At 63.4% G+C, this 22,395-nt stretch carries 23 protein-coding genes, 1 other RNA gene and 1 pseudogene; 13 read left to right on the forward strand and 12 right to left on the reverse strand.

Annotated elements, in window-relative coordinates; genetic code table 11:
- Positions 1–12: 12 nt before the first annotated feature.
- Genes DOM57_RS16880 through DOM57_RS16895 form a run of 4 tightly spaced genes read right to left on the reverse strand, consistent with a single transcriptional unit; the run spans position 13 to position 2,003 of the window.
- A complete protein-coding gene (locus DOM57_RS16880) occupies positions 13–306 on the reverse strand; it encodes a YqjK-like family protein (protein ID WP_110650356.1) in 294 nt (97 codons plus the stop codon).
- A complete protein-coding gene (locus DOM57_RS16885) occupies positions 299–679 on the reverse strand; it encodes a phage holin family protein (protein WP_110650357.1) in 381 nt (126 codons plus the stop codon). The genes DOM57_RS16880 and DOM57_RS16885 overlap by 8 nt, the downstream gene beginning before the upstream one ends.
- A complete protein-coding gene (locus DOM57_RS16890) occupies positions 679–1,020 on the reverse strand; it encodes an ElaB/YgaM/YqjD family protein (RefSeq protein WP_110650358.1) in 342 nt (113 codons plus the stop codon). Before DOM57_RS16890 ends, DOM57_RS16885 begins: the two co-directional genes overlap by 1 nt.
- Positions 1,021–1,079: 59 nt before the next feature.
- Positions 1,080–2,003 (reverse strand): phospholipase A, encoded by a 924-nt coding sequence (locus tag DOM57_RS16895; protein ID WP_110650359.1) that lies wholly within the window; start codon positions 2,001–2,003, stop codon positions 1,080–1,082.
- Positions 2,004–2,265: 262 nt separating this feature from the next.
- Here DOM57_RS16895 and mscK point away from each other — a divergent pair, with 262 nt between their 5' ends.
- The gene (mscK, locus tag DOM57_RS16900; protein ID WP_110650360.1) at positions 2,266–5,787 is read left to right on the forward strand and encodes a mechanosensitive channel MscK; all 3,522 of its coding nucleotides are present in this window, start codon (positions 2,266–2,268) and stop codon (positions 5,785–5,787) included.
- Positions 5,788–5,827: 40 nt separating this feature from the next.
- Here the strand turns inward: mscK and DOM57_RS16905 are convergent, their stop codons facing one another.
- Genes DOM57_RS16905 through DOM57_RS16920 form a run of 4 tightly spaced genes read right to left on the reverse strand, consistent with a single transcriptional unit; the run spans position 5,828 to position 9,808 of the window.
- A complete protein-coding gene (locus DOM57_RS16905) occupies positions 5,828–6,577 on the reverse strand; it encodes a TlyA family RNA methyltransferase (protein ID WP_110650361.1) in 750 nt (249 codons plus the stop codon).
- The gene (locus DOM57_RS16910; protein WP_110650362.1) at positions 6,574–7,743 is read right to left on the reverse strand and encodes an ABC transporter substrate-binding protein; all 1,170 of its coding nucleotides are present in this window, start codon (positions 7,741–7,743) and stop codon (positions 6,574–6,576) included. The genes DOM57_RS16905 and DOM57_RS16910 overlap by 4 nt, the downstream gene beginning before the upstream one ends.
- Before the next feature lie 2 nt (positions 7,744–7,745).
- Entirely contained in the window at positions 7,746–9,140 is a 1,395-nt protein-coding gene (locus tag DOM57_RS16915) for a sensor histidine kinase (RefSeq protein WP_239496290.1), read from the reverse strand.
- Entirely contained in the window at positions 9,137–9,808 is a 672-nt protein-coding gene (locus tag DOM57_RS16920) for a response regulator (RefSeq protein ID WP_110650363.1), read from the reverse strand. Before DOM57_RS16920 ends, DOM57_RS16915 begins: the two co-directional genes overlap by 4 nt.
- Positions 9,809–10,016: 208 nt before the next feature.
- Here DOM57_RS16920 and DOM57_RS16925 point away from each other — a divergent pair, with 208 nt between their 5' ends.
- From DOM57_RS16925 to DOM57_RS22415, 4 genes and pseudogenes are all read left to right on the forward strand, one after another.
- Positions 10,017–11,003 (forward strand): Bug family tripartite tricarboxylate transporter substrate binding protein, encoded by a 987-nt coding sequence (locus tag DOM57_RS16925; RefSeq protein WP_110650364.1) that lies wholly within the window; start codon positions 10,017–10,019, stop codon positions 11,001–11,003.
- Positions 11,000–11,446 carry a tripartite tricarboxylate transporter TctB family protein gene (locus DOM57_RS16930; RefSeq protein WP_110650365.1) on the forward strand — a complete coding sequence of 149 codons (447 nt, stop codon included), beginning with the start codon at positions 11,000–11,002 and terminating at the stop codon, positions 11,444–11,446. The genes DOM57_RS16925 and DOM57_RS16930 overlap by 4 nt, the downstream gene beginning before the upstream one ends.
- The gene (locus DOM57_RS16935) at positions 11,446–12,963 is read left to right on the forward strand and encodes a tripartite tricarboxylate transporter permease (protein WP_110650366.1); all 1,518 of its coding nucleotides are present in this window, start codon (positions 11,446–11,448) and stop codon (positions 12,961–12,963) included. The genes DOM57_RS16930 and DOM57_RS16935 overlap by 1 nt, the downstream gene beginning before the upstream one ends.
- Positions 12,964–13,036: 73 nt before the next feature.
- A pseudogene (locus DOM57_RS22415) lies at positions 13,037–13,258 on the forward strand (DUF3363 domain-containing protein); the annotation flags it as partial.
- 50 nt (positions 13,259–13,308) lie between these two features.
- Here DOM57_RS22415 and DOM57_RS22420 read toward each other — a convergent pair.
- On the reverse strand, positions 13,309–13,674 hold the full coding sequence (locus tag DOM57_RS22420; RefSeq protein WP_110650367.1) for a MerR family transcriptional regulator: 366 nt from the start codon (positions 13,672–13,674) through the stop codon (positions 13,309–13,311).
- A gap of 75 nt (positions 13,675–13,749) precedes the next feature.
- Between DOM57_RS22420 and DOM57_RS16950 the strand changes: the two genes are divergently transcribed.
- The gene (locus DOM57_RS16950; RefSeq protein WP_110650368.1) at positions 13,750–14,559 is read left to right on the forward strand and encodes an alpha/beta fold hydrolase; all 810 of its coding nucleotides are present in this window, start codon (positions 13,750–13,752) and stop codon (positions 14,557–14,559) included.
- A complete protein-coding gene (locus tag DOM57_RS16955; protein WP_110650369.1) occupies positions 14,559–15,689 on the forward strand; it encodes an MFS transporter in 1,131 nt (376 codons plus the stop codon). The genes DOM57_RS16950 and DOM57_RS16955 overlap by 1 nt, the downstream gene beginning before the upstream one ends.
- 68 nt (positions 15,690–15,757) lie before the next feature.
- Here DOM57_RS16955 and DOM57_RS22425 read toward each other — a convergent pair whose 3' ends face one another.
- Both DOM57_RS22425 and DOM57_RS22430 read right to left on the reverse strand, forming a co-directional pair.
- Entirely contained in the window at positions 15,758–15,907 is a 150-nt protein-coding gene (locus DOM57_RS22425) for a hypothetical protein (RefSeq protein WP_239496291.1), read from the reverse strand.
- A 15-nt stretch (positions 15,908–15,922) separates the two neighbouring features.
- A complete protein-coding gene (locus DOM57_RS22430; protein WP_239496292.1) occupies positions 15,923–16,159 on the reverse strand; it encodes an MmyB family transcriptional regulator in 237 nt (78 codons plus the stop codon).
- A 206-nt stretch (positions 16,160–16,365) separates the two neighbouring features.
- Between DOM57_RS22430 and DOM57_RS16965 the strand changes: the two genes are divergently transcribed.
- From DOM57_RS16965 to DOM57_RS16975, 3 genes are all read left to right on the forward strand, one after another.
- Complete coding sequence (locus DOM57_RS16965) at positions 16,366–16,617, forward strand: type II toxin-antitoxin system Phd/YefM family antitoxin (RefSeq protein ID WP_110650370.1); 252 nt, start codon at positions 16,366–16,368, stop codon at positions 16,615–16,617.
- 10 nt (positions 16,618–16,627) lie between these two features.
- The gene (locus DOM57_RS16970) at positions 16,628–17,026 is read left to right on the forward strand and encodes a putative toxin-antitoxin system toxin component, PIN family (protein ID WP_204353011.1); all 399 of its coding nucleotides are present in this window, start codon (positions 16,628–16,630) and stop codon (positions 17,024–17,026) included.
- Between the two features lie 156 nt (positions 17,027–17,182).
- Positions 17,183–17,407, forward strand: a complete 225-nt coding sequence (locus tag DOM57_RS16975) for a hypothetical protein (RefSeq protein WP_110650372.1) — start codon at positions 17,183–17,185, stop codon at positions 17,405–17,407.
- Positions 17,408–17,444: 37 nt separating this feature from the next.
- Here the strand turns inward: DOM57_RS16975 and DOM57_RS16980 are convergent, their stop codons facing one another.
- Complete coding sequence (locus DOM57_RS16980; protein WP_110650373.1) at positions 17,445–18,362, reverse strand: LysR family transcriptional regulator; 918 nt, start codon at positions 18,360–18,362, stop codon at positions 17,445–17,447.
- Positions 18,363–18,504: 142 nt separating this feature from the next.
- Here DOM57_RS16980 and DOM57_RS16985 point away from each other — a divergent pair, with 142 nt between their 5' ends.
- The 3 genes from DOM57_RS16985 (at position 18,505) to dnaX (ending at position 22,326) form a co-directional block, all read left to right on the forward strand.
- Positions 18,505–19,395, forward strand: coding sequence for an aldo/keto reductase (locus DOM57_RS16985; protein WP_110650374.1), 891 nt, complete (start codon positions 18,505–18,507; stop codon positions 19,393–19,395).
- Between the two features lie 316 nt (positions 19,396–19,711).
- Positions 19,712–19,808, forward strand: an RNA gene (gene ffs, locus DOM57_RS16990) — signal recognition particle sRNA small type.
- A gap of 358 nt (positions 19,809–20,166) precedes the next feature.
- Complete coding sequence (gene dnaX / locus DOM57_RS16995) at positions 20,167–22,326, forward strand: DNA polymerase III subunit gamma/tau (protein ID WP_110650375.1); 2,160 nt, start codon at positions 20,167–20,169, stop codon at positions 22,324–22,326.
- Positions 22,327–22,395: the final 69 nt, after the last annotated feature.

A 22,395-nucleotide genomic window follows, 5' to 3' on the forward strand; every position in this document is an offset into this window, starting at 1 on the left:
CCTGTGCGAAGATCAGCGCCCGCGCATCGCGCGATAGAGCGCTTTCCCGCGGTTGACCATCATCAGGCCGGTGAGGGCGCGCTTGAGCCAGCGCCCGGTCGAACGCGGCTTGCGCGCGCCGCGCATAGCGAAGAGGCCGCCGACGGCCATCAATGGAATGCGCCACTGCATCAGCTTGTTCCATCCCGCGTCGATCGGGGCCGTGGCCTCGCGCCACTCCCGCATCGCCGCCGTCATGTCCAGACGCTGCTGCAGGATCTCGTCTTCGAGGTCGTCGATCTGCTGTTGGCGGCTGCGCTCAGTCATGGGACGGCTCCAGGGCCTGGCGATCACGCTCGAGATGATGCAGCGTGGCGGCCATCAGTTTGCGGCGCTTGGCGATGCGCTTGGCTGCCAGCAGCAGAATGGCCGATACCACGAACAGGATCCCCGAGCAGATGGCAATCGCCTGGAGACGGTGCTGCTCCCAATACACCACCACGATCAGCAACAACAACATGCCGACGGCGAAGGAGAGCATGATCAGCCCTGCGCCGGCCAGCAGCAGCAGCGTCAGCATGCGGTCGCGTTCCGCTTCCCATTCCACCACGGCGAGACGCAAACGCGTCTCGCCGCTGGCAATGAGATTGGCGATCAGGCGCCGCGCGGCGTTGATCACATTTTCCGCCGGCCCCGCCATCAACGACGCCCCAGCAGCAGCCCCAACACGACGCCGACAGCCGCACCGATGCCGATACTGGCCCACGGGTTTTCATGTACATAGCGGTCGGTGGCATCCATCTGCTCCCTGGCGCTGGCATAGAGCTTTTCACCGCGCGCTTCGAAGCGCTCCCGTGTCGCCTGCAGACGCTGCTGGGCTCGCTTGCGCATCTCTGCGACATTGCCGCGGGAGTCGTCCGCAGTGGCTTGAATCAGCTCCTCCACCGTATGCGACAGGTTGCGAAGGTCTTCCTTGAGCTGCTCGGTCGAGGCTTCGCGCTCGCGCTCGGAGTGATTGTCACCGACGGGTTGCATGGTCATGGTGTCTTCCTTTGACAGTCAATTAACATGAATCAGCATAGACAGGCTATCTGCAGGGATCAACGCGTGCCGGGAATGCCGGCGAGAAAGGTGTTGATGCTGAAGCCCAGCCCGATGCGCTGAACGTCGTGGTCGTAATCGATCAGGCTTTCGCCATAGCCCTTGTAATACTGCACATAACCGCGGACCTTGCCGAACAGCGGAAAGGAGTAGTCGAGCTGACCGCCGTAATGGGCCTTGCCCGGATTGCCGCGTACCATCAACGAGACTTCCTGGTCACCGAATGCGCGCACCAAGGTCAGATCGCCATAGCCGATGTAATTTTCCAGATCGGGGTTGTCGTCGTCTTCATCGTTTTCCGGAATGCGCCAGTGCGGCATGATGCTGAACGCCCAGTCTCCACGCTGAAAGATCGACTCGGCATATATCCGGTTCCAGCTGCGTGACAGCGGATCCGAGCGGCCGTTGGATTGATGCGCGAAGCCGACCCGGTTGATGGTGTTGATCCAGCCCCACAGCGTCCGGTTGTTGTCGAAACTGACGAAGGCTTCCGGTTCATAGTTGGTCTCGCGGAAGGGCGAGGAGGCTTCCGAATTGTAGGCCTGCCACCAGCTGCGCTGGGTGTAGGCAAAAAAGAGATCGCCATTGTCGCCGAAGATGTCCTCGATCAGCTTCACCTTGAAGCTGATCTGGAATTTCATCTCGGCATTGTCGACATCGCCTTCCGAGGAGATTTCACGGAAGTCGGCTTCGTCCGGATCGGTATTGTAGGTCCACGGCATGAGGTAATTGCGACGATAGGCAGTGATGGCGAGAGGATTCTCCACCGTCTCCGCTTCGAGATCGCGACGCACTTCCGCCTGCTCGTTCGCCTTCTGTACGGGATCGTTATCGTCAGTGGTCGACTGCGCGGTTGCCACGGGTATGGTGAACATTCCAAGCAGTGAAAGGCCGATATAGCGCAGCGAACGAGTTGGCGTCATAAGACTATCCTGTCGGAATGATCCTGTAGTGGGAAACCGGGTCGGACTCGGTGCGACAGGTTTCCGATGAGTTAGCGACGATTTCTAGCATGTCGTCGGATTAAATCAAACTGAGGCCAAGGCGTCGGCGGATGCCTGAGCCGGCCGATAGGCGACAACTCGGAATCCGTTCGCTCCGGCGGTAAACTCCGAAGCCGATAGGGAATCGCGCCGCTCCGAAAGGCAGCAGCCGTGTGGATGGATACAGTAACGAGGAGTCTGCATGTCGGATTACCCGGCCGGGGAAACGCCTTTCGGGCAGCAAGGTCCACGATTTCGCGGGGTGTTGCAATCATTGAATGATGTGGTCCTCGGCACGACCCTTGGCAAAGTGGCTCAGCGTATCATTTTCCCTGCATTGGCATTGTGCATACTGATGACAAGCGCCCTGGCACTGGCGCAGTCGCAGGACGAACTCCCCAGCCGCGGCACGCTTCAGGCCGAGCAGGAGAAGCTCGAGCAGATCGATTCGCCCGATGAGCAACAGCAGTCCGATCTCGAGCAACTCAGGATCGCGCTACAGACGATGGACACGCTCGAGGCGACCCGCAAGGACCTGCAGGCGCTCGAACGCAACGTGCAGCAGGCTCCGCAGCAGATTCGCGAGCTCGAGCGCCAGCTGGCGGCGCTGAGTGACGAGCATCCTCCCGAAGCCGATGCCCTCGACCGGCTCTCGGTCGAGACGCTGGCCAAGCGCACCAGCGAGTCGCTCGATCAGCTGGAGACGTTGCAGAATCAGCTCGCTTCCGTCAACGCCCGCCTGATCAGCGCCGAGACGCTTCCGGAGCGCGCGCAGTCGGCCATGGCCGACGCCATGACACGGGCCGAGCAGGCCCGCTCCCGGTTGCAATCTCCCAGCGAGGACGACAGCGCGACCTTCGATCCCGAGCAGGCGCGCTACCAGCTAGAGCTGGCGTTGGCCGAACTGCAGGCCGAATACCATCGTCGCGAGTTGGCGAACAACACCCAACTGCGTGAGCTCAACGTCCAGCGGCGCGACTTGCTGGCGCGCCAGGTGGCGATGGAAGAGGCCCAGCTCGATGCGCTGCAGGCGGCGCTCGACCGCGCCCGGCGCGCTGAGTCGGAGCGCGCCGTCGCCGACATCAGCAAGGAGGACGCCGAGACGCTTGCCGAGCACCCGGTGCTGCGCGACATCCAGCAAACCAATCGCGAGTTGAGCGACCGCTTGCTGGAAGTCACCGACCGCACCAACGTTCTGATTCGTCAGGCGATCGATACCCGCTCGCAACTCGACCAGGTGCGCCAGATCAAACGCACCCTGGATGAGCAGATCGAGGCCGTTCGCGGCAGCCCGCTGTTCTCGCGAATTCTCAATGAGCAGCGCCGTTCGCTGCCGGAACTCGATACGCTGGGAGGCCTGCAGGAAGAGATCGCCCAGACGCGACTGAGCCAGTTCGATCTGGTGGATCAGCGCGACGCCCTGAGTCATCCGCGCGAACTCGCCGAGAAGAGCCTGGCCGACACCGACATCGCGGTGACGCCGTCGCTGGTCGATGCGCTGGTCAAGCTGTTCCAGTCGCGCAGCGAGATCCTCGAACAGCTCGACAAGGAGTACGGCAACCTGCTGACCGTGGCGATCGATCTGCATCTCAATCAGGAGCAGCTGGCGGAGATCACGACGTCGCTGCGCGCGGCCATCGAGGAGCAGCTGTTCTGGGTCGCCAGTGCCCGGCCGCTGACGCTGAGCTGGTGGCGCGACGTGCCCGTCAACCTGGCGCACCAGGTCAGCGACGGTGCGTGGCAGCGGGCCGTGATGAGTCTATGGCGGGTGCCCGACCTGCGCGCTCTGGCTGTCATTCCGGGGCTCCTGATTCCGGTGGTGCTGCTGCTGTTGAGGCGCCGGATCAAGGTCCGGCTGCTCAACCTGCACGAGCAGATCGGTCGTCTCAAGCGCGACACCCAGATGCACACGCCGCGGGCGATTTTCTACAATGCGCTGCTGGCGGCGCATGGGCCGCTACTGCTGGCGGTGGTGGGCGGTCTGCTGCGGTTGGGAGAGGGCGATTTCGCCGAACGGTTCGGCGACACCCTGCTGCGATTGGCGCTGGCCTGGGGCGTGCTGGGCTGGGCGCGTCGGCTGTTGGTCCCGGATGGCGTGGCGACGCGCCATTTTCACTGGTCCATGGGCTATGTGGCGCGGTTGCGCCGGCTGCTGTTCTGGCTCGGTATTGCATTGATCCCGGTCATCCTGATCAGCGGTGTCTCGCCGGGGAGCCAGGCCGAACTCTCCAGCCGGCCGCTGTCGATGTTGCTGTTGCTGGCGGGCCTGCTGGCGATGAGCTGGATTCTGGTGCGTCTGATCCTGGCGCATGTTCCCTATTTCGGCCTCAAGCTGTTTCGTTTGTTGCTGGGACTCGGACTGGCGCTGGTGCCGCTGATCCTCGGCGGATTGATTGCGCTGGGCTACGAGTACGCGGCGTTGCGCCTGATCGGACGCTTCATCAACTCGCTATACGTGTTCGGGCTGTGGATTCTGGTCGAGGCGACTGTGGTTCGCGGTCTCGCCGTGGCTCAGCGTCGGCTGGCCTACCGGCGTGCGGTGGCGCGTCGGCGAGCCCAGATTCAGGAGGGCGCCGAGGGCGGGCTCGAAGTCATCGAGGAACCGCCGCTCGACATGGAGCAGGTCAATCAGCAATCGCTGAGACTGTCCAAGCTGATTCTGTTCATCGGCTTCACCTTTACCTTCTATCTGATCTGGTCGGACCTGCTCGAGGTGTTCTCGTATCTCGATCACGTCAGCGTCTGGGAGATCGAACATGGTCAGGGCGAGGCGATGACCCTCGATCCGATCACCATCGCCGACGTCCTCATTGCGTTGGTGACCGTGGCGCTGACCCTGGTGATGGCACGCAACCTGCCGGGCCTGCTCGAGGTCATGGTGCTCTCCCGGCTCAAGCTCAAGCAGGGCAGTGCCTACGCCATCTCTTCGCTGCTCTCCTACACCATCATCGGCACCGGGATCGTGGTATCGCTGGGGACGCTCGGGGTGTCGTGGGACAAGCTGCAATGGCTGGTGGCGGCCCTCGGCGTGGGGCTGGGCTTCGGTCTGCAGGAGATCTTCGCCAACTTCATCTCCGGTCTGATCATCCTGTTCGAGCGCCCGATGCGCATCGGCGACACCATCACGCTGGGCCAGCTCCACGGCTCGGTCAGCCGGATCCGTATCCGTGCCACCACGGTGACCGACTTCGACCGCAAGGAGATCATCATCCCCAACAAGACCTTCGTCACCGATCAACTGATCAACTGGTCGCTGTCGGACAATGTGACGCGGGTGGTGTTGACCTATGGCGTCGCCCACGGCTCCGACCTCGACGAGGTCCACCGCTTGCTACGCCAGGCGGCCGACGAAAATCGACGCGTGCTTCGCGACCCCGAGCCGCAAGTGTTCTGCATCAGCTATGGCCCGACGGCGTTCAATTTCGAGCTGCGCATTTTCGTCAACGATCTGCTCGACCGGCTCTACGCCAGCGACGAGATCAATCGCCGCCTGGACCAGTTGTTCCGCGAACACGGCATTCGGGTGGCGTTCAACCAGATGGATGTCTGGCTGCACAACGACAGTGGTCAGTCGGCGCGGGTGCAACGGTCGACGGGCCGGTCGGTGGAGTTGGGTACGCCGTCCGCGCGCGAGGCCCGCAGCGGCGATGACGGCCATCTGGGCGACAGCGACGTGGGCGGCGCCGGGCCGGACGGCGACGGTGGCGGAGACGCCGGGCGTTGACCGGCCCTTGCGCCGGCTTCGGGGCGCTGTAAAAAGCGACTCAATGCCTGATCGCGTGGAGCAGAAATTCGCGATTGCCGTCGCCGCCCTGGATCGGGCTTTCCTGCCAGTGGTCGATTTCGAGGCCGAGCGACTGGCAGGTCTGCCGCAGCGTGTCGGCGACGGTGTCGTAGAGCGCGCTGTCGCGGACGATGCCGCGAGCATCGACCTTGCCGGGGCCGACCTCGAACTGCGGCTTGACCAGCGAAAACAGCTCGCCGCCGGGACGCAGCAGCCGGGCGATCTCGGGCAGAATCAGCGTCTGCGAAATGAACGAGACATCCATCACCACCGCGTCGATGCCGTCGGGCGTGAGCGCCTGGAATCGCGCATATGGCAGCTGGCGCGCGTTCACGCCTTCCAGACAACAGACCCGCTCATCCTTGCGCAGTGACGCATCCAGCTGATCGTGGCCCACCTCGATGCCGATGACTCGCCGGGCGCCGAAGCGCAGGGCGCAGTCGGTGAAACCGCCGGTGGATTGTCCGATATCGAGTACGACCCGCCCATCGAGACGACGTTCCAGTGCGCTGAGCATTGCCTCGAGCTTGAGTCCGGCGCGGGACACGTAGCGCTCCTCGGGCGCCTCGGTGATATCGAGCTCGATCGTTTCCGGCAGTTTCTCTCCCGGTTTGCTGGCGACTCGCCAGCGTTCGCCGTCGCGGATACGGACATAACCCTGGCGAATCAGGCGTTGGGCGCGCGTGCGCGAGCGCACATGCGCGGCGACCAGTTGGTCGAGGCGTTTCATGGGTTCGAAGGTTCCTGTGGCGAAGCGGGCAAGGGAGCCGGCAGAGGTGCGGGATCACCCAGCGGGCCGTCGGAAAAGGTTGCGCGGTTCTCGAACGCCTGTTGCCACTGTTCGAGCAAGGTCTGGCGCTTGAGCGTGTCCAGGGTCGCCAGCAACCCGGGGCCGATCTCGACCGGACGGATGGCATCGCCCAGGCGCGCTCGCAGCGCCTGGGCGGTCCCTTCGCCGTCGACCCGTGGGTGCACGGCACCGAGCGTTGTCCGGGTGGCCAGCAACGTTTGCGCCGCGCTGCTCAGCAGATAGTCGATGAAGCGTGCGGCGGTGTCCGGATGCGGGGCGTTGCGCATCATCATGACCAGGCGCTGGAGAACCAACGCGTAATCCTGCGGTACCACCATGACGAGTTCCGGGTGGGTGGCAACGTAATTCTGCACATAAGAGCCGATCAGGTTGTAGCCGATCCAGTAGCGTCCGTCGCTGAGCCCTTCGAGCATCGCCTGTGTCGTGGTCTCCAGGGCGGCGTCGCTGCGCCCCAGCGCCTCGACCAGATCCCAATAGCGTGCCGAGATGCGTGCATCCTCGATGGCATAGGTATAGCCGGCACCGCTCAAGCGGGGATCGTAGGTGACTACACGGCCGTGCAGTGTGTCGGAATGGTCGTTCAACCGGGCGAGCAGGTCGGCGTGGCTTTGCGGCGGCGCCATTCGTTCGGCCAGATCACGACGGTAGACCATCACGATCGGCTCGAAGGTGACGCCGAAGAGTTCATGGCGCCAGCGTGCCCAACTCGGCCAGGCTTCGGCGGCCACGGAATCCACCCCCGCGGAGAGCCCTTCGTTGGCCAACTGGTACTGCCATGGCATGGCCGGTGACATGATCACGTCCGCTTGCGGTGCGTCGCGCTCCTGCAGCACCCGGGTATGCAGCGCGAGGGTTTCGAGGTTGTGATAGTCGATCGCGATATCCGGATTGCGACGATGGAAGTCCTCGAGTAGCGGACGCATCTGCGGCGGATCGAGCACACCGTAAATGCTCAGTGGGCGTGCAGTGTCACCCTGGGCCCCGAAATGCAGCGTGGTCGCGCTCGCGCCGACCGGCATCAGTGCCAGTAGCCCCGTGATCAGCGACCACAGCGCGAAGCCAAGTGTGCCAGCGGCACGCGGCATTTTCAGCCGCCGGAGGGAAACGTCAGAACGATGCATAGGCCGGGACGCTCGGGATGATCGGGATGGGTGTCATGAAGACTCAGTCGAATATCGTGGGCGCGGGCGATGCCATCGACGATGGCCAGGCCGAGACCGGTGCCCGAGCCGCTTTCCTGGCCGCGATGGAAGGGGCGCAGTACCAGCAGGCGCTGGGATTCTGGAATGCCCGGGCCATCGTCCTCGACCATCAGGCACAGCGGATCGGCGGTCACGCGCACGGTGATTCGGCTGGCGCCATAGAGCGAGGCATTCTCGATCAGATTGTTTAGCGCCTCTTCCAGTTGCCACTCCGTCGCCGCTACCCGGAGGTTGCCATCGGGCACTTCCACGCCCAGGTCGATGCCGCGCCGGTGGCAGCGGGAAAACGCCTCGCGCACGCAGCGCTGGGCGAGGGCGACCAGATCCACCGACTGACTGGCCGGCGTCGCTTCCGGGTTGTTGAGGCGCGTCAGCGACAGCAGCTGACCTGCCAGGCGTGCGGTCTTGGCCGCGCTGTCATGCATGGTGTCGAGCGCTTCGCGCCAGGCCTTGGGGTCGTCCTGGCGCAGCGCCAGCTCGGCCCGCGCGGACAGCCCGGCCAGCGGCGTGCGCAACTGGTGGGAGGCATCGCCGATGAAGCGCTCCTGGTTGGCGCGCACGCGGCGCATGCGTGCCAGCAACTCGTTGAGGGCCTGGCGCAATTCCGCGAGTTCCCGCGGCAGCTTCAGCTCGAGCGGGGCCAAGGTGCGCGGGTCGCGTTGACGGATCGCCCGGCGCAGTCGGGTCAGCGGTTCGAGGGCGAAACGTGCCGACAGCAGCACCACGACCATGGCGAGCAGGGCGATGAGCGCGATATTGACGAAGCTGGACAGGAACAGCTGGTTGGCCAGCGCCTCGCGACCTTCCCGGGTCTGCGCCACCCGGACTTCGAAGCGATCGCTGCGATCCCAGCCCTCGAGCCGCGAGCGCAGCACGCCCAGGCGTACCGACATGCCCCGGGAGTCGACATCGCCATAGCTCATCTGGCCGCTGTCGCCGGGGGGCAGAGAAGGGAGCGAGCGATTGCCGGTGACGAATTGCCCCCGGGCATCGTAAAGGGCATAGAACACGCGCTCCCGGGCGTCGGTGGCCAGCATCTCGAGGGCGGAAGGCGGCAGGTCCATCCATAGCCGGCTCTGCTGCCAGCGAACCTGTTCGGCGATCGACAGCGATGCGGCGTCGAGCAGGCGGTCGAAGGCGCGATCGGCGGCCTCGCGCGAGGCGAACCAGGCCTGGAGCAGCATGATCGCCACCAGTATCAGCAGCGGACAGAGCAGCCAGATCATCAGCCGCCGATAGAGGCTCAGATGCGATAGGCGCAGGCGTCGCGCAACGCTCACTGTGCCTCCAGCAGGTAACCAATGCCGCGCACCGTGCGCAAACCGACATCGGAGCCCGACAGCCGCCGGCGCAGGCGATGGACGTAGACTTCGATGGCGTTGTCGCCCATCGCTTCGCCGGCGAAGGCTTCGTCGAGCAGGCGTGCCTTGTCGACCGGCTCGTTGGCATAACGGATCAGGCACGCCAGCAGGCGGTGTTCACGCGGCGGCAGCGACAGCGTTTGGCTGCCCAGGGTAAAGCGTTGGCGCTGTGGGTCCAGGCGTAGCGAACCCAGCGAGAGCGGATCGTCCCGGTCGTTCTGGCGCCGGCGCAGCAGCGCCCGCACACGGGCTTCCAGTTCGTCGAGCGCGAAGGGCTTGGCGAGATAGTCGTCGGCACCGAAATCGAGTCCCCTGACGCGATCTTCGATCGCCGCGCGGGCGGTCAGGATGAGCACCGGGGTTTGGCGATCATGAGCGCGCAGCGTGGCCAACACGTCGAGACCGCTGCGGGTGGGCAGGTTGAGATCGAGCAGGATCAGATCATAGCCATGTTCCTGTGACAGCCGGCTGTCGGCCTCGCCGCCGTCGCCGATACCTTCGACGACCTGGTTCTCGAGCGTCAGCGTCTCGGTGAGAGTACTGGCCAGCAAGGGGTCGTCCTCGACCAGCAGCAGCTTCGTTCCCATTGCGGCAGGCTCCAATCATCGCGAGGCAGGGAATTGTAAACGAAAGCGATACGGGCGCATTGAACTTTAGTCGACTTTTGCGCTCGGGCCGTTGACCGTTACAGGCGCTAACCCTAATTTCCGCACACAGGAACAAAGTTCTACCTTACGAAACTGTAAGGTTGGTGTCAGCTTCGATCATCCTGCTTCGATCAACAAGGAGAAACCCATGATTTCCGCCAAGACGCTGAAATGGGTAGCCGCCGCAGCGCTAACGCTGACAGCATCGAGTGCCATGGCCTTCGAGCCGTCCGGCAAAGTCGAGTGTATCGCGCCCTCCGATCCGGGCGGCGGCTGGGATTTTACCTGCCGTAGCGTGGGTAATGTCCTGGAAGAGTTGGATTTGGTTCCGGCCAGCGTTCAGACCATCAACATGGCGGGGGCCGGTGGCGGGGTGGCGTTCGCGCATACCGTGAGCAAACGTGCCGGTGATGACCAACTGCTGGTGGCGGCTTCCACGGCGACCACTACACGCCTGGCACAGGACCAGTTCCCCGGCATGGATGCTGACATGGTCAACTGGATCGGGGCCGTCGGTGCCGACTACGGCATCATCGGTGTCGCCAAGGATTCGCCCTACCACAATCTCAACGAACTGATGGACGCGATGAAGGACGATCCTCGCGCGGTCAAGTTCGCTGGTGGTAGCGCCAATGGCGGCTGGGATCATCTCAAAGTCTTGATCGCTGCCAAGGCCGCTGGCGTCGAGAACCTACCACGCATCCCCTATCTTTCCTACAACAACGGTGGCGAAGCGATGACCCAGGTCATCGGCGGTCACGTCGATGCGTTTACCGGCGACATTTCCGAAGCCCAGGGTTTCATGGAGTCTGGCGATCTGCGTGTGCTGGCGGTGCTCTCCGATGAGCGTCTGCCTGGCGATCTCTCCGACATCCCGACCGCCAAGGAGCAAGGGATCGACGCCGTCGGCCCGAACTGGCGTGGTTTCTACATGCCGGCGGACATCGACGACGACGCCAAGCAATACTGGGTCGACGCCATGGACAAGCTCTATAACAGTGACCAGTGGAAGAAGGTCATGAAGAGCAACGGATTGATGCCGTTCCATCCGGAATCCGGTGAGTTCGATGCCTTCGTCCAGCAGCAGATCGAGGATATCCATTCACTGTCGCAGGAAATCGGGCTGATTCAATGAGCAAACTCAATGACCGCGTCTTCGGCCTGGTCATGTTGGCGGTGGCCGTTGCCTACTACTATGGCGCCACCCAGTTTCCGGTCCCCTTCGGGGGATCGGAAGCCGTTGGGCCGGAGACGTTTCCCAAGATCCTTGGCGTCGTGCTGGCCATTTGCAGTCTGTACATGATCGTCAAACCCGACCCGGACAATCCTTGGCCGGCGGCGCGAACCTTCGTCGAACTGGGCGTTGCGGTCGTCGTGCTGATTCTCTACGCACTGTTACTCGAGCCGCTCGGTTTCATCATCGCCACCACCCTGGCGATCGGCACGCTGTGCTGGCGCATGGGAGCGAAACCGCTGCGTGCCTATCTGACCGGCTTGATCAGCGGCATCGTGGTCTTCGTGCTGTTCACCTATGGCCTGGAATTGCCGCTGCCGCTCGGCCTGCTGGAGATGAGCTGATGGAAACGCTTCACTATCTTGCGCTCGGCTTCGGCGTGGCGCTGCAGCCCGAGAACCTGATGTTCGCGCTGATGGGCTGTTTCATCGGCACGCTGATCGGCGCACTGCCCGGCCTGGGACCGGCCAATGGCGTGGCGATTCTGATCCCGCTCGCCTTCACCCTCGGGCTCAAGCCGGAAACCGCGCTGATCATGCTGACCGCCGTCTATGCCGGCGCCATGTATGGCGGGCGTATCTCGTCGATTCTGCTCAATATTCCCGGCGATGAGCCGGCGATGATGACCTGCCTCGACGGCTATCCCATGGCGCGCAACGGCAAGGCCGCCGAGGCACTGGCAATCTCCGCCATCGCCTCCTTCATGGGCAGTTTGATCGCCACCGTCGGCCTGATTCTGCTGGCGCCGCTGCTGGCCCGGTTCGCGCTGACCTTCGGTCCGGCGGAATATTTCGCGTTGTTCGTGCTGGCCTTTGCCACCCTGGGTGGCATTACCGGCAAGAATCCGATGAAGACGCTGATGGCCGCGGCCATCGGCCTGATCATTGCGACTGTCGGCATCGATCTCTCCACCGGTACGCAGCGCTACACCTTCGGCGTGCTGGAGCTTTACGAGGGTGTCGATTTCATTATTGCGATCGTCGGCCTGTTTGCGGTGTCGGAACTGCTGTTCTTCATCGAGGAGAAAGCAGGCAAGGGCCGCGAGATGATCAAGGTCAATCCGCTCAAACTGAAGTGGCGCGAGATCCTGTCGATCTTCCCGACCTCGATCCGCGGTGGCGTGCTCGGGTTCATCGCCGGCGTCCTGCCGGGGGCCGGGGCATCACTGGGTAGTTTCATCACCTACACGCTGGAGAAGAAGATCGTCGGCCAGAAGGGCTATTTCGGCGAGGGTGATCCGCGCGGTGTCGCCGCGCCGGAGTCCGGCAACAACGGGGCTTCCAGCGGGGCACTGGTGCCGATGCTGACGCTGGGTGTGCCGGGTAGTGGCACCACGGCGGTGCTGCTGGCAATGCTGGTGTCGCTCAACATCACCCCCGGACCGCTGATGTTCACCCAGAACGCCGAACTGGTGTGGGGCGTGATCGCCGCACTGCTGGTCGGTAATTTCATCCTTCTGCTGCTCAACATCCCACTGGTCGGGGTGTTCGTGAAGATCCTCTCGGTACCACCGATGTATCTGCTGCCGATCGTGACCATGGTCGCGTTCGTGGGCATCTACTCGATCAGCCACTCGACCTTCGATCTTGACTTCATGATCGCCTTCGGGGTTGCCGGGTACATCCTACGCAAGCTGGAGATTCCGCTGGTACCGGTGATTCTCGGACTGCTGCTGGGGCCGGAGATGGAGAAGAACCTGCGCCATGCGATGCAGATCTCCGACGGCGACTGGTCGATCCTGTGGAGCAGCCCGCTGTCGATCGGTCTATGGTTGGTGGCGATCATCGGACTGGTGTTGCCGGTGATCGTGGGGCCGATCCTGCGACGTCGAATGCAGGCGGCCAAGGAGAAGGTTGGCTAGGAACCGATGGTGGCGACGAATGCCTCGTCGGGTCTTTATCGGCCTGACGGGGCATCTTTTTTTGTATCTTACGATGATTCCTGTTCGGCATTGTGGCAAAGCCCATCCGCAGGTCGCCAAGGACATTGCCGCCGAAACCGGACTGGCCCATCGGCCCGTCACGGACGGGCCGATCTACCTGCACAGCGTCATGCTCGCCAGTGGGCGCTACGCGATGCTCGATGACGGCATGGGGTTCTCGCTGGTGCCGTGGAAGCCGGTAATCGGACCGAAGCTGGGGCAACTCGCCGCCACGGTACGCGGCGATGACCGTGATTTACGCGGTGCGCTCCTGGTTCCGAACCGTCAAGCGCCGGTGCGATCGCCATCGACGCCATCCAGAAAACCGGCGACGATTCTCCGGCTCTCGCCCAGGTCGTGCAGCTTTTCGTCCAGCTTCTCGACTTCCCGCCGCAAGGCGGCTCGGACTTCCCGGCAGGGATGAAAGCGTGGCTGGTTGTCGAGGATACAAGGCAGCAGGATGCGGATGGTGTCGATCTTCAGCCCCGCCGCGCTCAGCATGCGGATGCGTCCGGCGGCCTGAACCTCGGCTTCGCGGTAGTCGCGGTAGCCGGATTCGCTGCGCGGCGGATGCAGCAGCCCCTCCTGCTCGTAGTAGCGCAGCATGCGTACGCTGACGCCGGTGCGTTTCGAGAGTTCGCCAATTCGCATGTCCTGATCCTTGACTCTGACAGTGCTGTCAGACTTTAGCATGTGGCAACGGTTGGAACAGTAAGGAGTTGCCGAATGCCATATGCCGATCTTCAAGAGGCAAGGGTTGCGTACAAGGTCGATGGAAGCGGGTCGCCACTGGTGTTGGTACATGGCACAGGGGGCGATGCGGAATCGAATTGGGGCGCATTCGTCGAACCGCTTGGGCGGGAATGGACGCTGATCCGGCCCGACTATTCGGGTTCCGGGGCGACCACGGACGATGGTCATGCGCTTGCCGCTGAGGACCTGACCAGGCAGATTCTTGCAGCCGCCGATGCGGCGGGTGCACAGACTTTTCACCTTCTGGGTTTCTCGCTCGGTGCGGCGCTGGCCGCCAAGATTGCGGGCGATTACCCTGAGTGCGTGCGCTCGCTGATTCTGATGGCAGGCTTCGCCTCCTCGAAGGACCCACGTCAGAAGCTCCAGTTCGAGCTGTGGCGTGACCTAATCGCCATGGATCGGAACGCGATGGCCCGCCTGATCCTGTTGACGGGGTTCAGCCCGGACGCGCTGGTGGTGCTCGGCACCGAAGGCGTCAGGCAAGCGATGGCAGGGACGCTCACGGGTACCGATTGGGAGGGCATGGCGCGACAGGTCGAATTGGATCTGTCGATCGATGTGACCGAGAGTATCGCCCGCATCGCCGCGCCGACGCTGGTCATTGGCTGCACGCACGACCAGATGGTACCGCCCTCGCACGCGAAGGCATTGGCGGCGGCAATCCCTTCCGCGCGCTATGTAGAACTGCCGACGGGCCACCTGGCGCCAATGGAACAACCGCAGGCGTTCATGAATCTGATCGTCCCGTTCTTGCGCGAGCAGGCGCGAGCGCAGGAACGGTGATGTGGCGTTTGGTTCTGCTCTCCGTAGGTGCCTTCGTTGCCCAGACCAGCGAGTATCTGCCGATCAGCGTCATGCCTGCGATCCAGGATGACCTGTCGATATCGGAAGCGGCCGTCGGTGGTCTCGTCACCGGCTATGCCTGGATCGCAGCGTTGTCCGCGACGCCGTTGACGATGCTGACGGCACGGTGGGATCGCAAGACCCTGTTCCTGTCCTTGCTTGGCACCATAGCCGTAGCCGGTAGCCTCGGTGCGGTGGCGCCAAGTTATGAACTGTTAGCCGCTTCGCGCGTACTCATGGCGCTCGCGCACGGCGTTTTCTGGGCGATGCTGGCGGTCCTCGCCGTCCGCCTGGCGCCCCGCATGCCAAGAACGCAAGTGCTGGCCGTTGTCTTCGCCGGCATCTCGCTGGCGGGCGTGGCCGGGGTGCCACTTTGCGCCTTCATCGCGCAGACGGTGGGATGGCGCTGGGCTTTCGCCGGCTTTGCCTCCATGGCAGCGGCGCTGTCGCTGGCTGGCCTCCTCGCGCTTCCAGGCGTGCCTTCCCGGCGCATGGATGAACAGCCGCCCATTGCGTCTCTGCGCGATCAGCGTCTGCGCCGGGTCGTGGCTGCCACGACGATCGTCGTGGCAGGCCATTTCTGCGCCTATACCTACATCGTGCCGCTGCTCGAGCAGACAGCAGGCATGCCGGGCAGGTGGATGCCGGCGCTCCTTTTCGTGTTCGGCATGGCGGGCGCTCTCGGCGTGTTGCTATCGGGTTGGCTATCCTGGCCGGCCATCCGTTTGGCGATGGCGGCAACGGCGGGAATCGCAGTGAGCCAGGCGTGCTTCGGCTTTGCTGGCGGATGGATGCCAACACTGGGGCCCATCCTTGCATTGTGGGGAGCATCGAGCGCCGCGCTGGTCGTCGGCCTGCAGGGCGCGGCCATCGACAGCGTGCCAGACCATGCGGACATGGCGTCCGCGTTCTATGTCGCGGCTTTCAACATTGGCATTGGTGCTGGAGCGATGGTCGGCGGTTTGCTGACAGCGATAACGCCGTTCGTGGCCTTGCTTTGGGTTGGGGCGGCACTGGCAACCTTGGGGCTGCTGATCCTGCGCTCCAACCGGCTTCCGGCAGGTGATTAGCGATATGAACCACTATTTGTCCAGTTTTCAGCATGACGTTTCATATTCACGGGCCACGACCGTTCCGATTACCGCTCCAGGTTGGCGCTATTCTGCCACCGCGCATACACCTCCAGCCGCAGGTGGCGGTCGCCGTCGAGGGTCAACGAGGTGTGTTCGAACGGCTCGGCCTGGCCGTCGATGACCAGCTTGCGCACGCCGTTGCAGGGCGCATGCACGTCGTGCCGTCGACATCATGCCTTGAACTCCGGCGACACCCGTTCCAGCTCGTCCACCAGTGTGTGAATGTCGGCTTCCTGCGTGGCGCGGGCGAAGTCGCGGCGGAAACTCGACAGCATCAGTGGGGCTTGTTCTTCCCAGGCATCCATGCGGGCGTGCAGCGCCGGGTCGGTGAACAGCAGCCAGAGCAGGTTGCGCCGAAGTTGGTGGCGCGCTGGTCTATGCGATATCCATCGGGCTGCTGATCGCATAGGTCGGGCACGGAGCTGGTGCCCACGCGGCTATCGGGGCACGGATCTCATCAAGGTGGGATATCGGCCATTCGGATACTCATCCGCGCAAGGCGTGGGCATGCCTGACCTGCGCGGAGGAACCGCTTCTAGACTGTCTATTCGAGGGGATAGGGCTGTCACAGGTTTATGAGTACAATTCGTACAAAACGTACATTGAGGCGCGTATGCGTACTGTGTCAGCAAGCGAGGCACGGCAAGGCTGGGCAGAAGTGCTGGAGGCAGCTCGGCACGAACCCGTCGTCATCCAGCGGCAACGGCGAGACGTGGCGGTTGTCATGTCGATGGATGAATACGAGCGCCTGGTCAATCTGAATGTGGCGGAGTTCCAGCGCTTCTGCAACCGCGTCGGAGCCAAGGCGCAAGAAACAGGCATGACTGAAGAGGTGCTGGAAGGATTGCTCTCCAGTGAGGACTGATCGCAAGCTGGTGATCGACACCAACCTCTGGATCAGCCGTCTGTTGGTGCCGTATGGGCCAGCGGCCAGGGCTGTGGATCATGGCTTGACGTGGGGTATTGCGCTGTTGTCCGAGGAGACGCTGACAGAATTGAGCGACGTGCTGTCCCGGCCCAAGTTCGACCGCTATGTTTCCCGCGACGACAGGCAAAACTTCCTGCGATTGCTAGGAGGCATCGTCAGACTCATCCCGATCACGCAGCGAATCTCCGCGTGTCGGGACCCGAAGGACGACAAATTCCTCGATGTCGCTCTGAACGGCGAAGCACAACTTCTCCTGGCGGGAGATCAGGATCTGCTGGAACTGCATCCCTTCCATGGGATCGAGATACTCAGACCTGCCGATTTTCTCGAACGGCCAATAGATTGAAACATTGGGCCTATCTACCCGAGCAACTGAAGCAACACTGGAACCGCTGCACAGTGCAGCAGCGGACCGGGGTGAGATTAAGCTCGCTGTTCTGGGGCTCTACGCGGTGTTCTGGCTTGCCTTAGCTGCTCAGCAAATTGGGACGACGGTGATTTTGTGAACTGGAAGGCCGAGGAAAGGGATCGCCTGCAGAGCCTGTTCTACGATCCGATCAACTACAACGATATTCCCGTTCCCGCTTCGACGATCATTGGGCCGGGCGCTTGGTTTGTCTTGCCTCCCTTTGGCGGCTTGACCTTCGTACTCTTCCACGAGTTGGCCACGGCCCCCGGCCTGGCAACCCAACGCGTCAGTTGGAACCAGAAGATGGTGTCTGCCTAACGTATGGTGTCCGGGCATTCCGATCATCTACCACGCTTTACTGATCCCACGGAGCTTTCGGCACGAACCGCTCGGTGAGCAGGTCGACGACATGCCGGATCTTGGCCGACAGGTGTTGGTTCTTCTGCCACACCGCATAGATGGGAAATCCCTGTGTTCTGATCCTGGGCAGCACACGTTTCAGATGCCCTGAACTCAAATGTTTGGCGACCAGCCAGTCCGGTAGTAGCGCGATCCCGTGCCCGGCCAGCGCCGCGTCCAGGATGGCCTCGCTGTGATTCAGGCCCAGGCGCCCACGTACCGCCAGCGGCTGACTGCGGCCGTGGCGATCGCGGAAGTACCAGGGGCGAGCCTGTCCGCCGCTGCCGAGGGTGATGCAAGCGTGCCGTTGCAGGTCGTCCTGGGTGTGTGGCGCGCCGTGCCGGGTCAAGTAGTCCGGATGGGCGACCAGTACCGTCTGCTGCACGCCCAAGGGTTTGGCGACCAGGGTGGCGCTGTCTTGTAGCGGTCCGATACGGATCACCAGATCGATACCATCCTCGACGAGATCGCTATGGCGGTCGGTCAGGTTGACGTCCAGCTCGAGCCTGGGATGCATCGAGGCAATGTCCAGCAACGCTGGCAGTACCCAGCGTCGGCCGAAGACCATCGGCAGAGCGATGCGCAGACGCCCGGCCAACTCATGCCGCTGAGTCGTCATCTGTGCCTGCGCGCCTTCCAGCTCCGCCAAGGCCCGCAGGCAACCATCGCTGAATCGGTGGCCTTCGTCGGTCAGGCTCAGCCGGCGTGTGGTACGTTGGAACAGTTGAATCCCCAGTCTGTCTTCCAGGCAGCTAATGCTCTTGGCGACGCCCGATTTGCTCATGTCCAGCCGTTCGGCCGCGTGCGTGAAGCTGCCGGCCTGGACGACCTGCAGGAAGATGGCGATGCCGCGGAAAGGATCTGTCGTATTCATGGGCACCTACTGACGAATTGGAGTCAACTCTGTTGCGATTTTTTCCGCATATATCGCATCTCGATTCGTCAATAAAATGAACTCCCCGAGGGGATCGATGCAACGGCTGTCGATCCACAGACAAACATTCGGAGCGATAGATATGAGTCAAAGTCCGTCCTATACCCTGAATAACGGCGTGCAGATGCCAGCTCTGGGGCTCGGCGTTTTCCAGAGTTCTCCCGAGGAAACCACTGGCGCGGTCTCTACGGCCATTGCCGACGGTTATCGCCTGATCGACACCGCAGCCAGATATGCCAACGAGCGCGAAGTGGGCGAGGGCATCCGCCGCAGTGGCATCGATCGCAGCCAGGTCTTCGTCACCACCAAGTTGTGGTTCACCGACTACGGCTACGACGCGGCGCTGCGTGCCTTCGAGCAGAGCCTGACGCTGCTCGGCCTGGAATACCTGGACCTGTACCTGCTGCATTGGCCGGTTCCCAGCGCCTTCGACGACACCGTCGCGGCCTGGCGGGCGCTGGAGAAACTGCTGTCTGAAGGGCGTGCGCACGCCATCGGCGTCAGCAACTTCAGTCCGAGCCATCTGGAGCGACTTGCCGCGCGGGCGACGGTGGTGCCAGCGGTGAACCAGATCGAGCTGCACCCGTTCTTCGCGCAGCCGCAACTGCGCCAGGTCGATGCGGAACGCGGCATCGTGACCCAGGCCTGGTCGCCCATCGGTAGCATTCGCCGCTACTGGAAGGGCGAGCAAGTGCGGCAGGAGCCGCTGAGCCATCCGGTGATCACCGCGCTGGCGCAGAAGTACGCCAAGACCCCGGCGCAGATCGTGCTGCGCTGGCACATCGAACTCGGCGTTTCCGCCATTCCCAAGTCGGTCAAGCCGGCGCGCATCGCCGAGAACGTCGACATCTTCGACTTCAGCCTCTCCGCCGACGAGGTGGCGGCCATCTCTGCCCTGGACACGGGCGAGCGCGGCGGCCCCGATCCGGAAAAGGTCAGCGCGCAGTTCTTCGGCACCAAGGACAAGAGCTAGTTCCCGGAAAATGGTGCGTGGTGTGTGCTGCTTGGGGACTCTCTTCTCGGCACGACTGCCTGTCTTGCTGATGCCGAGCCGGCAGGTTTCGCCTCCGATTTGACGGATTCCCGAGCACATCGTGAGGGGCCTGGACGTCGGCAGGGCCGTTTGCCGCCGCACCTCTCGTTTTGTGTCTTTCTGCCGATACGCCGGTTGCCCGGCTTCGGTGACATTGGTATAGTGCCGCCTCGCTCGACAACGCCTTGATGGCACGGACTTTGTCGGCAAGCCGATATGTCGCCTGACGATGACATGTCGCGTTTATGGTGGCCCTTGCCGGTCCTCCCGCAACGCTAAACCGCAAACCCCGCCAGGCCCGGAAGGGAGCAACGGTAGTGGTGGCCGCGTGTGCCGGGATGTGGCTGGTGAGGGCCGCCTCCATTTCAGAACCCGTCTACGATCTGCTGCGCGTCGGCAAAACTTTGTTGAAAACATTTTCGGAATGCTCATTTAACTCCATGTAAACTCCGCTTTCTCAAGTGTTTTCGCCTCGTTTGGCTCTAGCTCGCGAGATTGTAGACTGATCTCTGACCTTCTTGGCCTTTCCCCTCTACATTCCAGCGTCGGGTGGCCGAGATCGCCGCTTTCTGCCTCGTCACCTTTCTCCCGACCCTGCTAGAATGGTCCGATCATTATGGTCTTGCCGCTCCGGTCGTCTCGTCCAAGCGCGTGCCGGGAGCCATCGATCAAGTTCAGCCGCGAGCCTATTTGCGAGGAGTGCCGCGCCGCATGAGTTATCAGGTTCTGGCCCGTAAATGGCGCCCGCGTACCTTCCATGAATTGGTCGGTCAGGAACATGTCAGCCGTGCACTGGTCAATGCGCTCGATCAAGGGCGGCTGCATCACGCCTATCTGTTCACCGGTACCCGTGGCGTTGGCAAGACCACGCTGGCGCGGATCCTGGCCAAGTGCCTGAATTGCGAACAGGGCGTGACTTCCAAGCCGTGCGGTGAATGCCAGACCTGCCGCGCTATCGACAGCGGCCGCTTCGTCGATCTGATCGAGGTCGACGCCGCCTCGCGCACCAAGGTCGAGGACACCCGCGAGCTACTCGACAACGTGCAATACGCGCCGACCCAGGGGCGTTTCAAGGTGTATCTCATCGATGAGGTACACATGCTCTCGACTCACAGCTTCAACGCGCTGCTGAAGACGCTGGAAGAGCCGCCGCCCCACGTCAAGTTCCTGCTTGCCACCACCGATCCGCAGAAACTGCCGGTGACGGTGCTGTCGCGCTGCCTGCAGTTCACGCTCAAGAACATGCCGCCGGAGCGGGTGGTCGAGCATCTGACCCGTGTGCTCGAAGCCGAGAATGTCGCCTTCGAACCCCAGGCGCTGTGGCTGCTGGGCAAGGCGGCGGACGGTTCGATGCGCGACGCCATGAGTCTGACCGACCAGGCGATCGCTTTCGGCCAGGGCGAGATCCGGCGTGACGATGTCGCCGCGATGCTGGGGACGCTGGACCATGCCCACCTGATCGCGTTGGCCGAGGCACTGGCCGAGGTGGATGCCGAGCGGCTGTTAGCCGAGGTCGCGGCGCTGGCCGAGCAGGGCCCCGATTTCGCCGGCGTGCTCGACGAGCTTGCCGGCTTGATGCACCGGCTGGCGATCGCGCAGATGGTGCCCAATGCGCTGGACAACGGCCACGGCGACCGCGAGCAGCTGCTGGCGCTGGCGGGGCGCTTCACCGCCGAGGACGTGCAGCTCTACTATCAGATCGCGCTGCAGGGGCGTGGCGATATCGACAGCGCGCCGGATACGCGCACCGCGCTGGAAATGACGCTGCTGCGCATGCTGGCATTCCGGCCGCAGGGCGTGCCCACGCCGCCGCAGACCGAGCTGCCGTTGCGTGGCAGCCAGGAAAGTTCACCGCCTGCGACGACGCCGGCCGAGGCCAACGCTGCCGCCGCGCCGGATACCGCCGCCGATAGCGTCGCTAGGTCTGGCTCCGCGGGCGATGCGGGACAGGCGCCGGCTGGCGGGGGATTCGTGCCATCGGCGATACCTGAAAATGAGCCGGTCACGCAGGCGGGCGACCCAGCGGCCGACGACGGCCCGCCCTGGTCGACGGCGCCCGAGCCGGCGGCGGCTGCGCCGGAGCAAGCGATCGGGCAGGAAAAGCCCCCGGCACCCGAACGGCAGCCCTCGACGGTCGAACCCGTGCCGCCGCCGCCGGACTTCGAAACCATCCAGGCGACGCCGGCGCGCGGGTTCGAGTCCGATGCAGCACCGGCATCGCCCGCCGTGTCCGGCGGCGACGACGCGTCGGCTTGGACCGCCGAGTCCTGGAGTTCGCAGTCGCAGGGATGGGAAGCGGCCGACAACGCTACCGACGCAGAGGCGTGGGAGTCGGACGCCCCGGTGTCCGCCGCCTCCCCGGATGCCGGCGCCGCCGAGGAAGCGGTCGATTCGCCCGAGACGCCACAAGCATCCATGCCGGTTGCGCCGAGTCCGGAAAGCGAAAGCCCCGATCGACTCCCTGGCAGCGCCGAAGGTTCTCTATCGCATGCGCTGTGGCTCGAGCATTTCGATAGCCTCGACATCGGTGGTCTGACACGCAACCTGGCCGCCCACTGCGTGGTGGCCGGCGACGATGGCCGAGTGCTGCGATTGACCCTCGATCCCGGCCAGTCGGCGATGCTGTCGGAGCTGCACGTGGAGCGTATCGCCAAGGCGCTGGAAGCGCTTGGCTATGCGCGCCGCGTCGATATCGAGGTGGCGGCGCTCGACGGCCGGCTCGAAACCGCCAAGGCCAAGCGCGACCGTGAGGCGCGCGAACGCCATGCCCGCGCCGTTGAAGCACTGCGCGGTGACCCGCATGTCCAGGAACTGGAGGCGCGTTTCGGCGCCCGCTTGTTGGAAGAGAGCGTCACTGCCAGCCGGGCTTGAGACCGTCGAGTGTCGTCAGCCTCATTCGGAAGCGACACCCCATTCGAACGAACATCCATTCTAAGGAGC

The organism is Salinicola peritrichatus (assembly GCF_003206715.1).
GTDB lineage: Bacteria > Pseudomonadota > Gammaproteobacteria > Pseudomonadales > Halomonadaceae > Salinicola > Salinicola peritrichatus.

Coding starts and splice junctions, on each gene's coding strand:
- DOM57_RS16880 (WP_110650356.1), bottom strand. CDS start 306: ATGACTGAGCGCAGCCGCCAACAGCAGATCGACGACCTCGAAGACGAG.
- DOM57_RS16885 (WP_110650357.1), bottom strand. CDS start 679: ATGGCGGGGCCGGCGGAAAATGTGATCAACGCCGCGCGGCGCCTGATC.
- DOM57_RS16890 (WP_110650358.1), bottom strand. CDS start 1,020: ATGACCATGCAACCCGTCGGTGACAATCACTCCGAGCGCGAGCGCGAA.
- DOM57_RS16895 (WP_110650359.1), bottom strand. CDS start 2,003: ATGACGCCAACTCGTTCGCTGCGCTATATCGGCCTTTCACTGCTTGGA.
- mscK (WP_110650360.1), top strand. CDS start 2,266: ATGTCGGATTACCCGGCCGGGGAAACGCCTTTCGGGCAGCAAGGTCCA.
- DOM57_RS16905 (WP_110650361.1), bottom strand. CDS start 6,577: ATGAAACGCCTCGACCAACTGGTCGCCGCGCATGTGCGCTCGCGCACG.
- DOM57_RS16910 (WP_110650362.1), bottom strand. CDS start 7,743: ATGCCGCGTGCCGCTGGCACACTTGGCTTCGCGCTGTGGTCGCTGATC.
- DOM57_RS16920 (WP_110650363.1), bottom strand. CDS start 9,808: ATGGGAACGAAGCTGCTGCTGGTCGAGGACGACCCCTTGCTGGCCAGT.
- DOM57_RS16925 (WP_110650364.1), top strand. CDS start 10,017: ATGATTTCCGCCAAGACGCTGAAATGGGTAGCCGCCGCAGCGCTAACG.
- DOM57_RS16930 (WP_110650365.1), top strand. CDS start 11,000: ATGAGCAAACTCAATGACCGCGTCTTCGGCCTGGTCATGTTGGCGGTG.
- DOM57_RS16935 (WP_110650366.1), top strand. CDS start 11,446: ATGGAAACGCTTCACTATCTTGCGCTCGGCTTCGGCGTGGCGCTGCAG.
- DOM57_RS22420 (WP_110650367.1), bottom strand. CDS start 13,674: ATGCGAATTGGCGAACTCTCGAAACGCACCGGCGTCAGCGTACGCATG.
- DOM57_RS16950 (WP_110650368.1), top strand. CDS start 13,750: ATGCCATATGCCGATCTTCAAGAGGCAAGGGTTGCGTACAAGGTCGAT.
- DOM57_RS16955 (WP_110650369.1), top strand. CDS start 14,559: ATGTGGCGTTTGGTTCTGCTCTCCGTAGGTGCCTTCGTTGCCCAGACC.
- DOM57_RS22430 (WP_239496292.1), bottom strand. CDS start 16,159: ATGCGATCAGCAGCCCGATGGATATCGCATAGACCAGCGCGCCACCAA.
- DOM57_RS16965 (WP_110650370.1), top strand. CDS start 16,366: ATGCGTACTGTGTCAGCAAGCGAGGCACGGCAAGGCTGGGCAGAAGTG.
- DOM57_RS16980 (WP_110650373.1), bottom strand. CDS start 18,362: ATGAATACGACAGATCCTTTCCGCGGCATCGCCATCTTCCTGCAGGTC.
- DOM57_RS16985 (WP_110650374.1), top strand. CDS start 18,505: ATGAGTCAAAGTCCGTCCTATACCCTGAATAACGGCGTGCAGATGCCA.
- dnaX (WP_110650375.1), top strand. CDS start 20,167: ATGAGTTATCAGGTTCTGGCCCGTAAATGGCGCCCGCGTACCTTCCAT.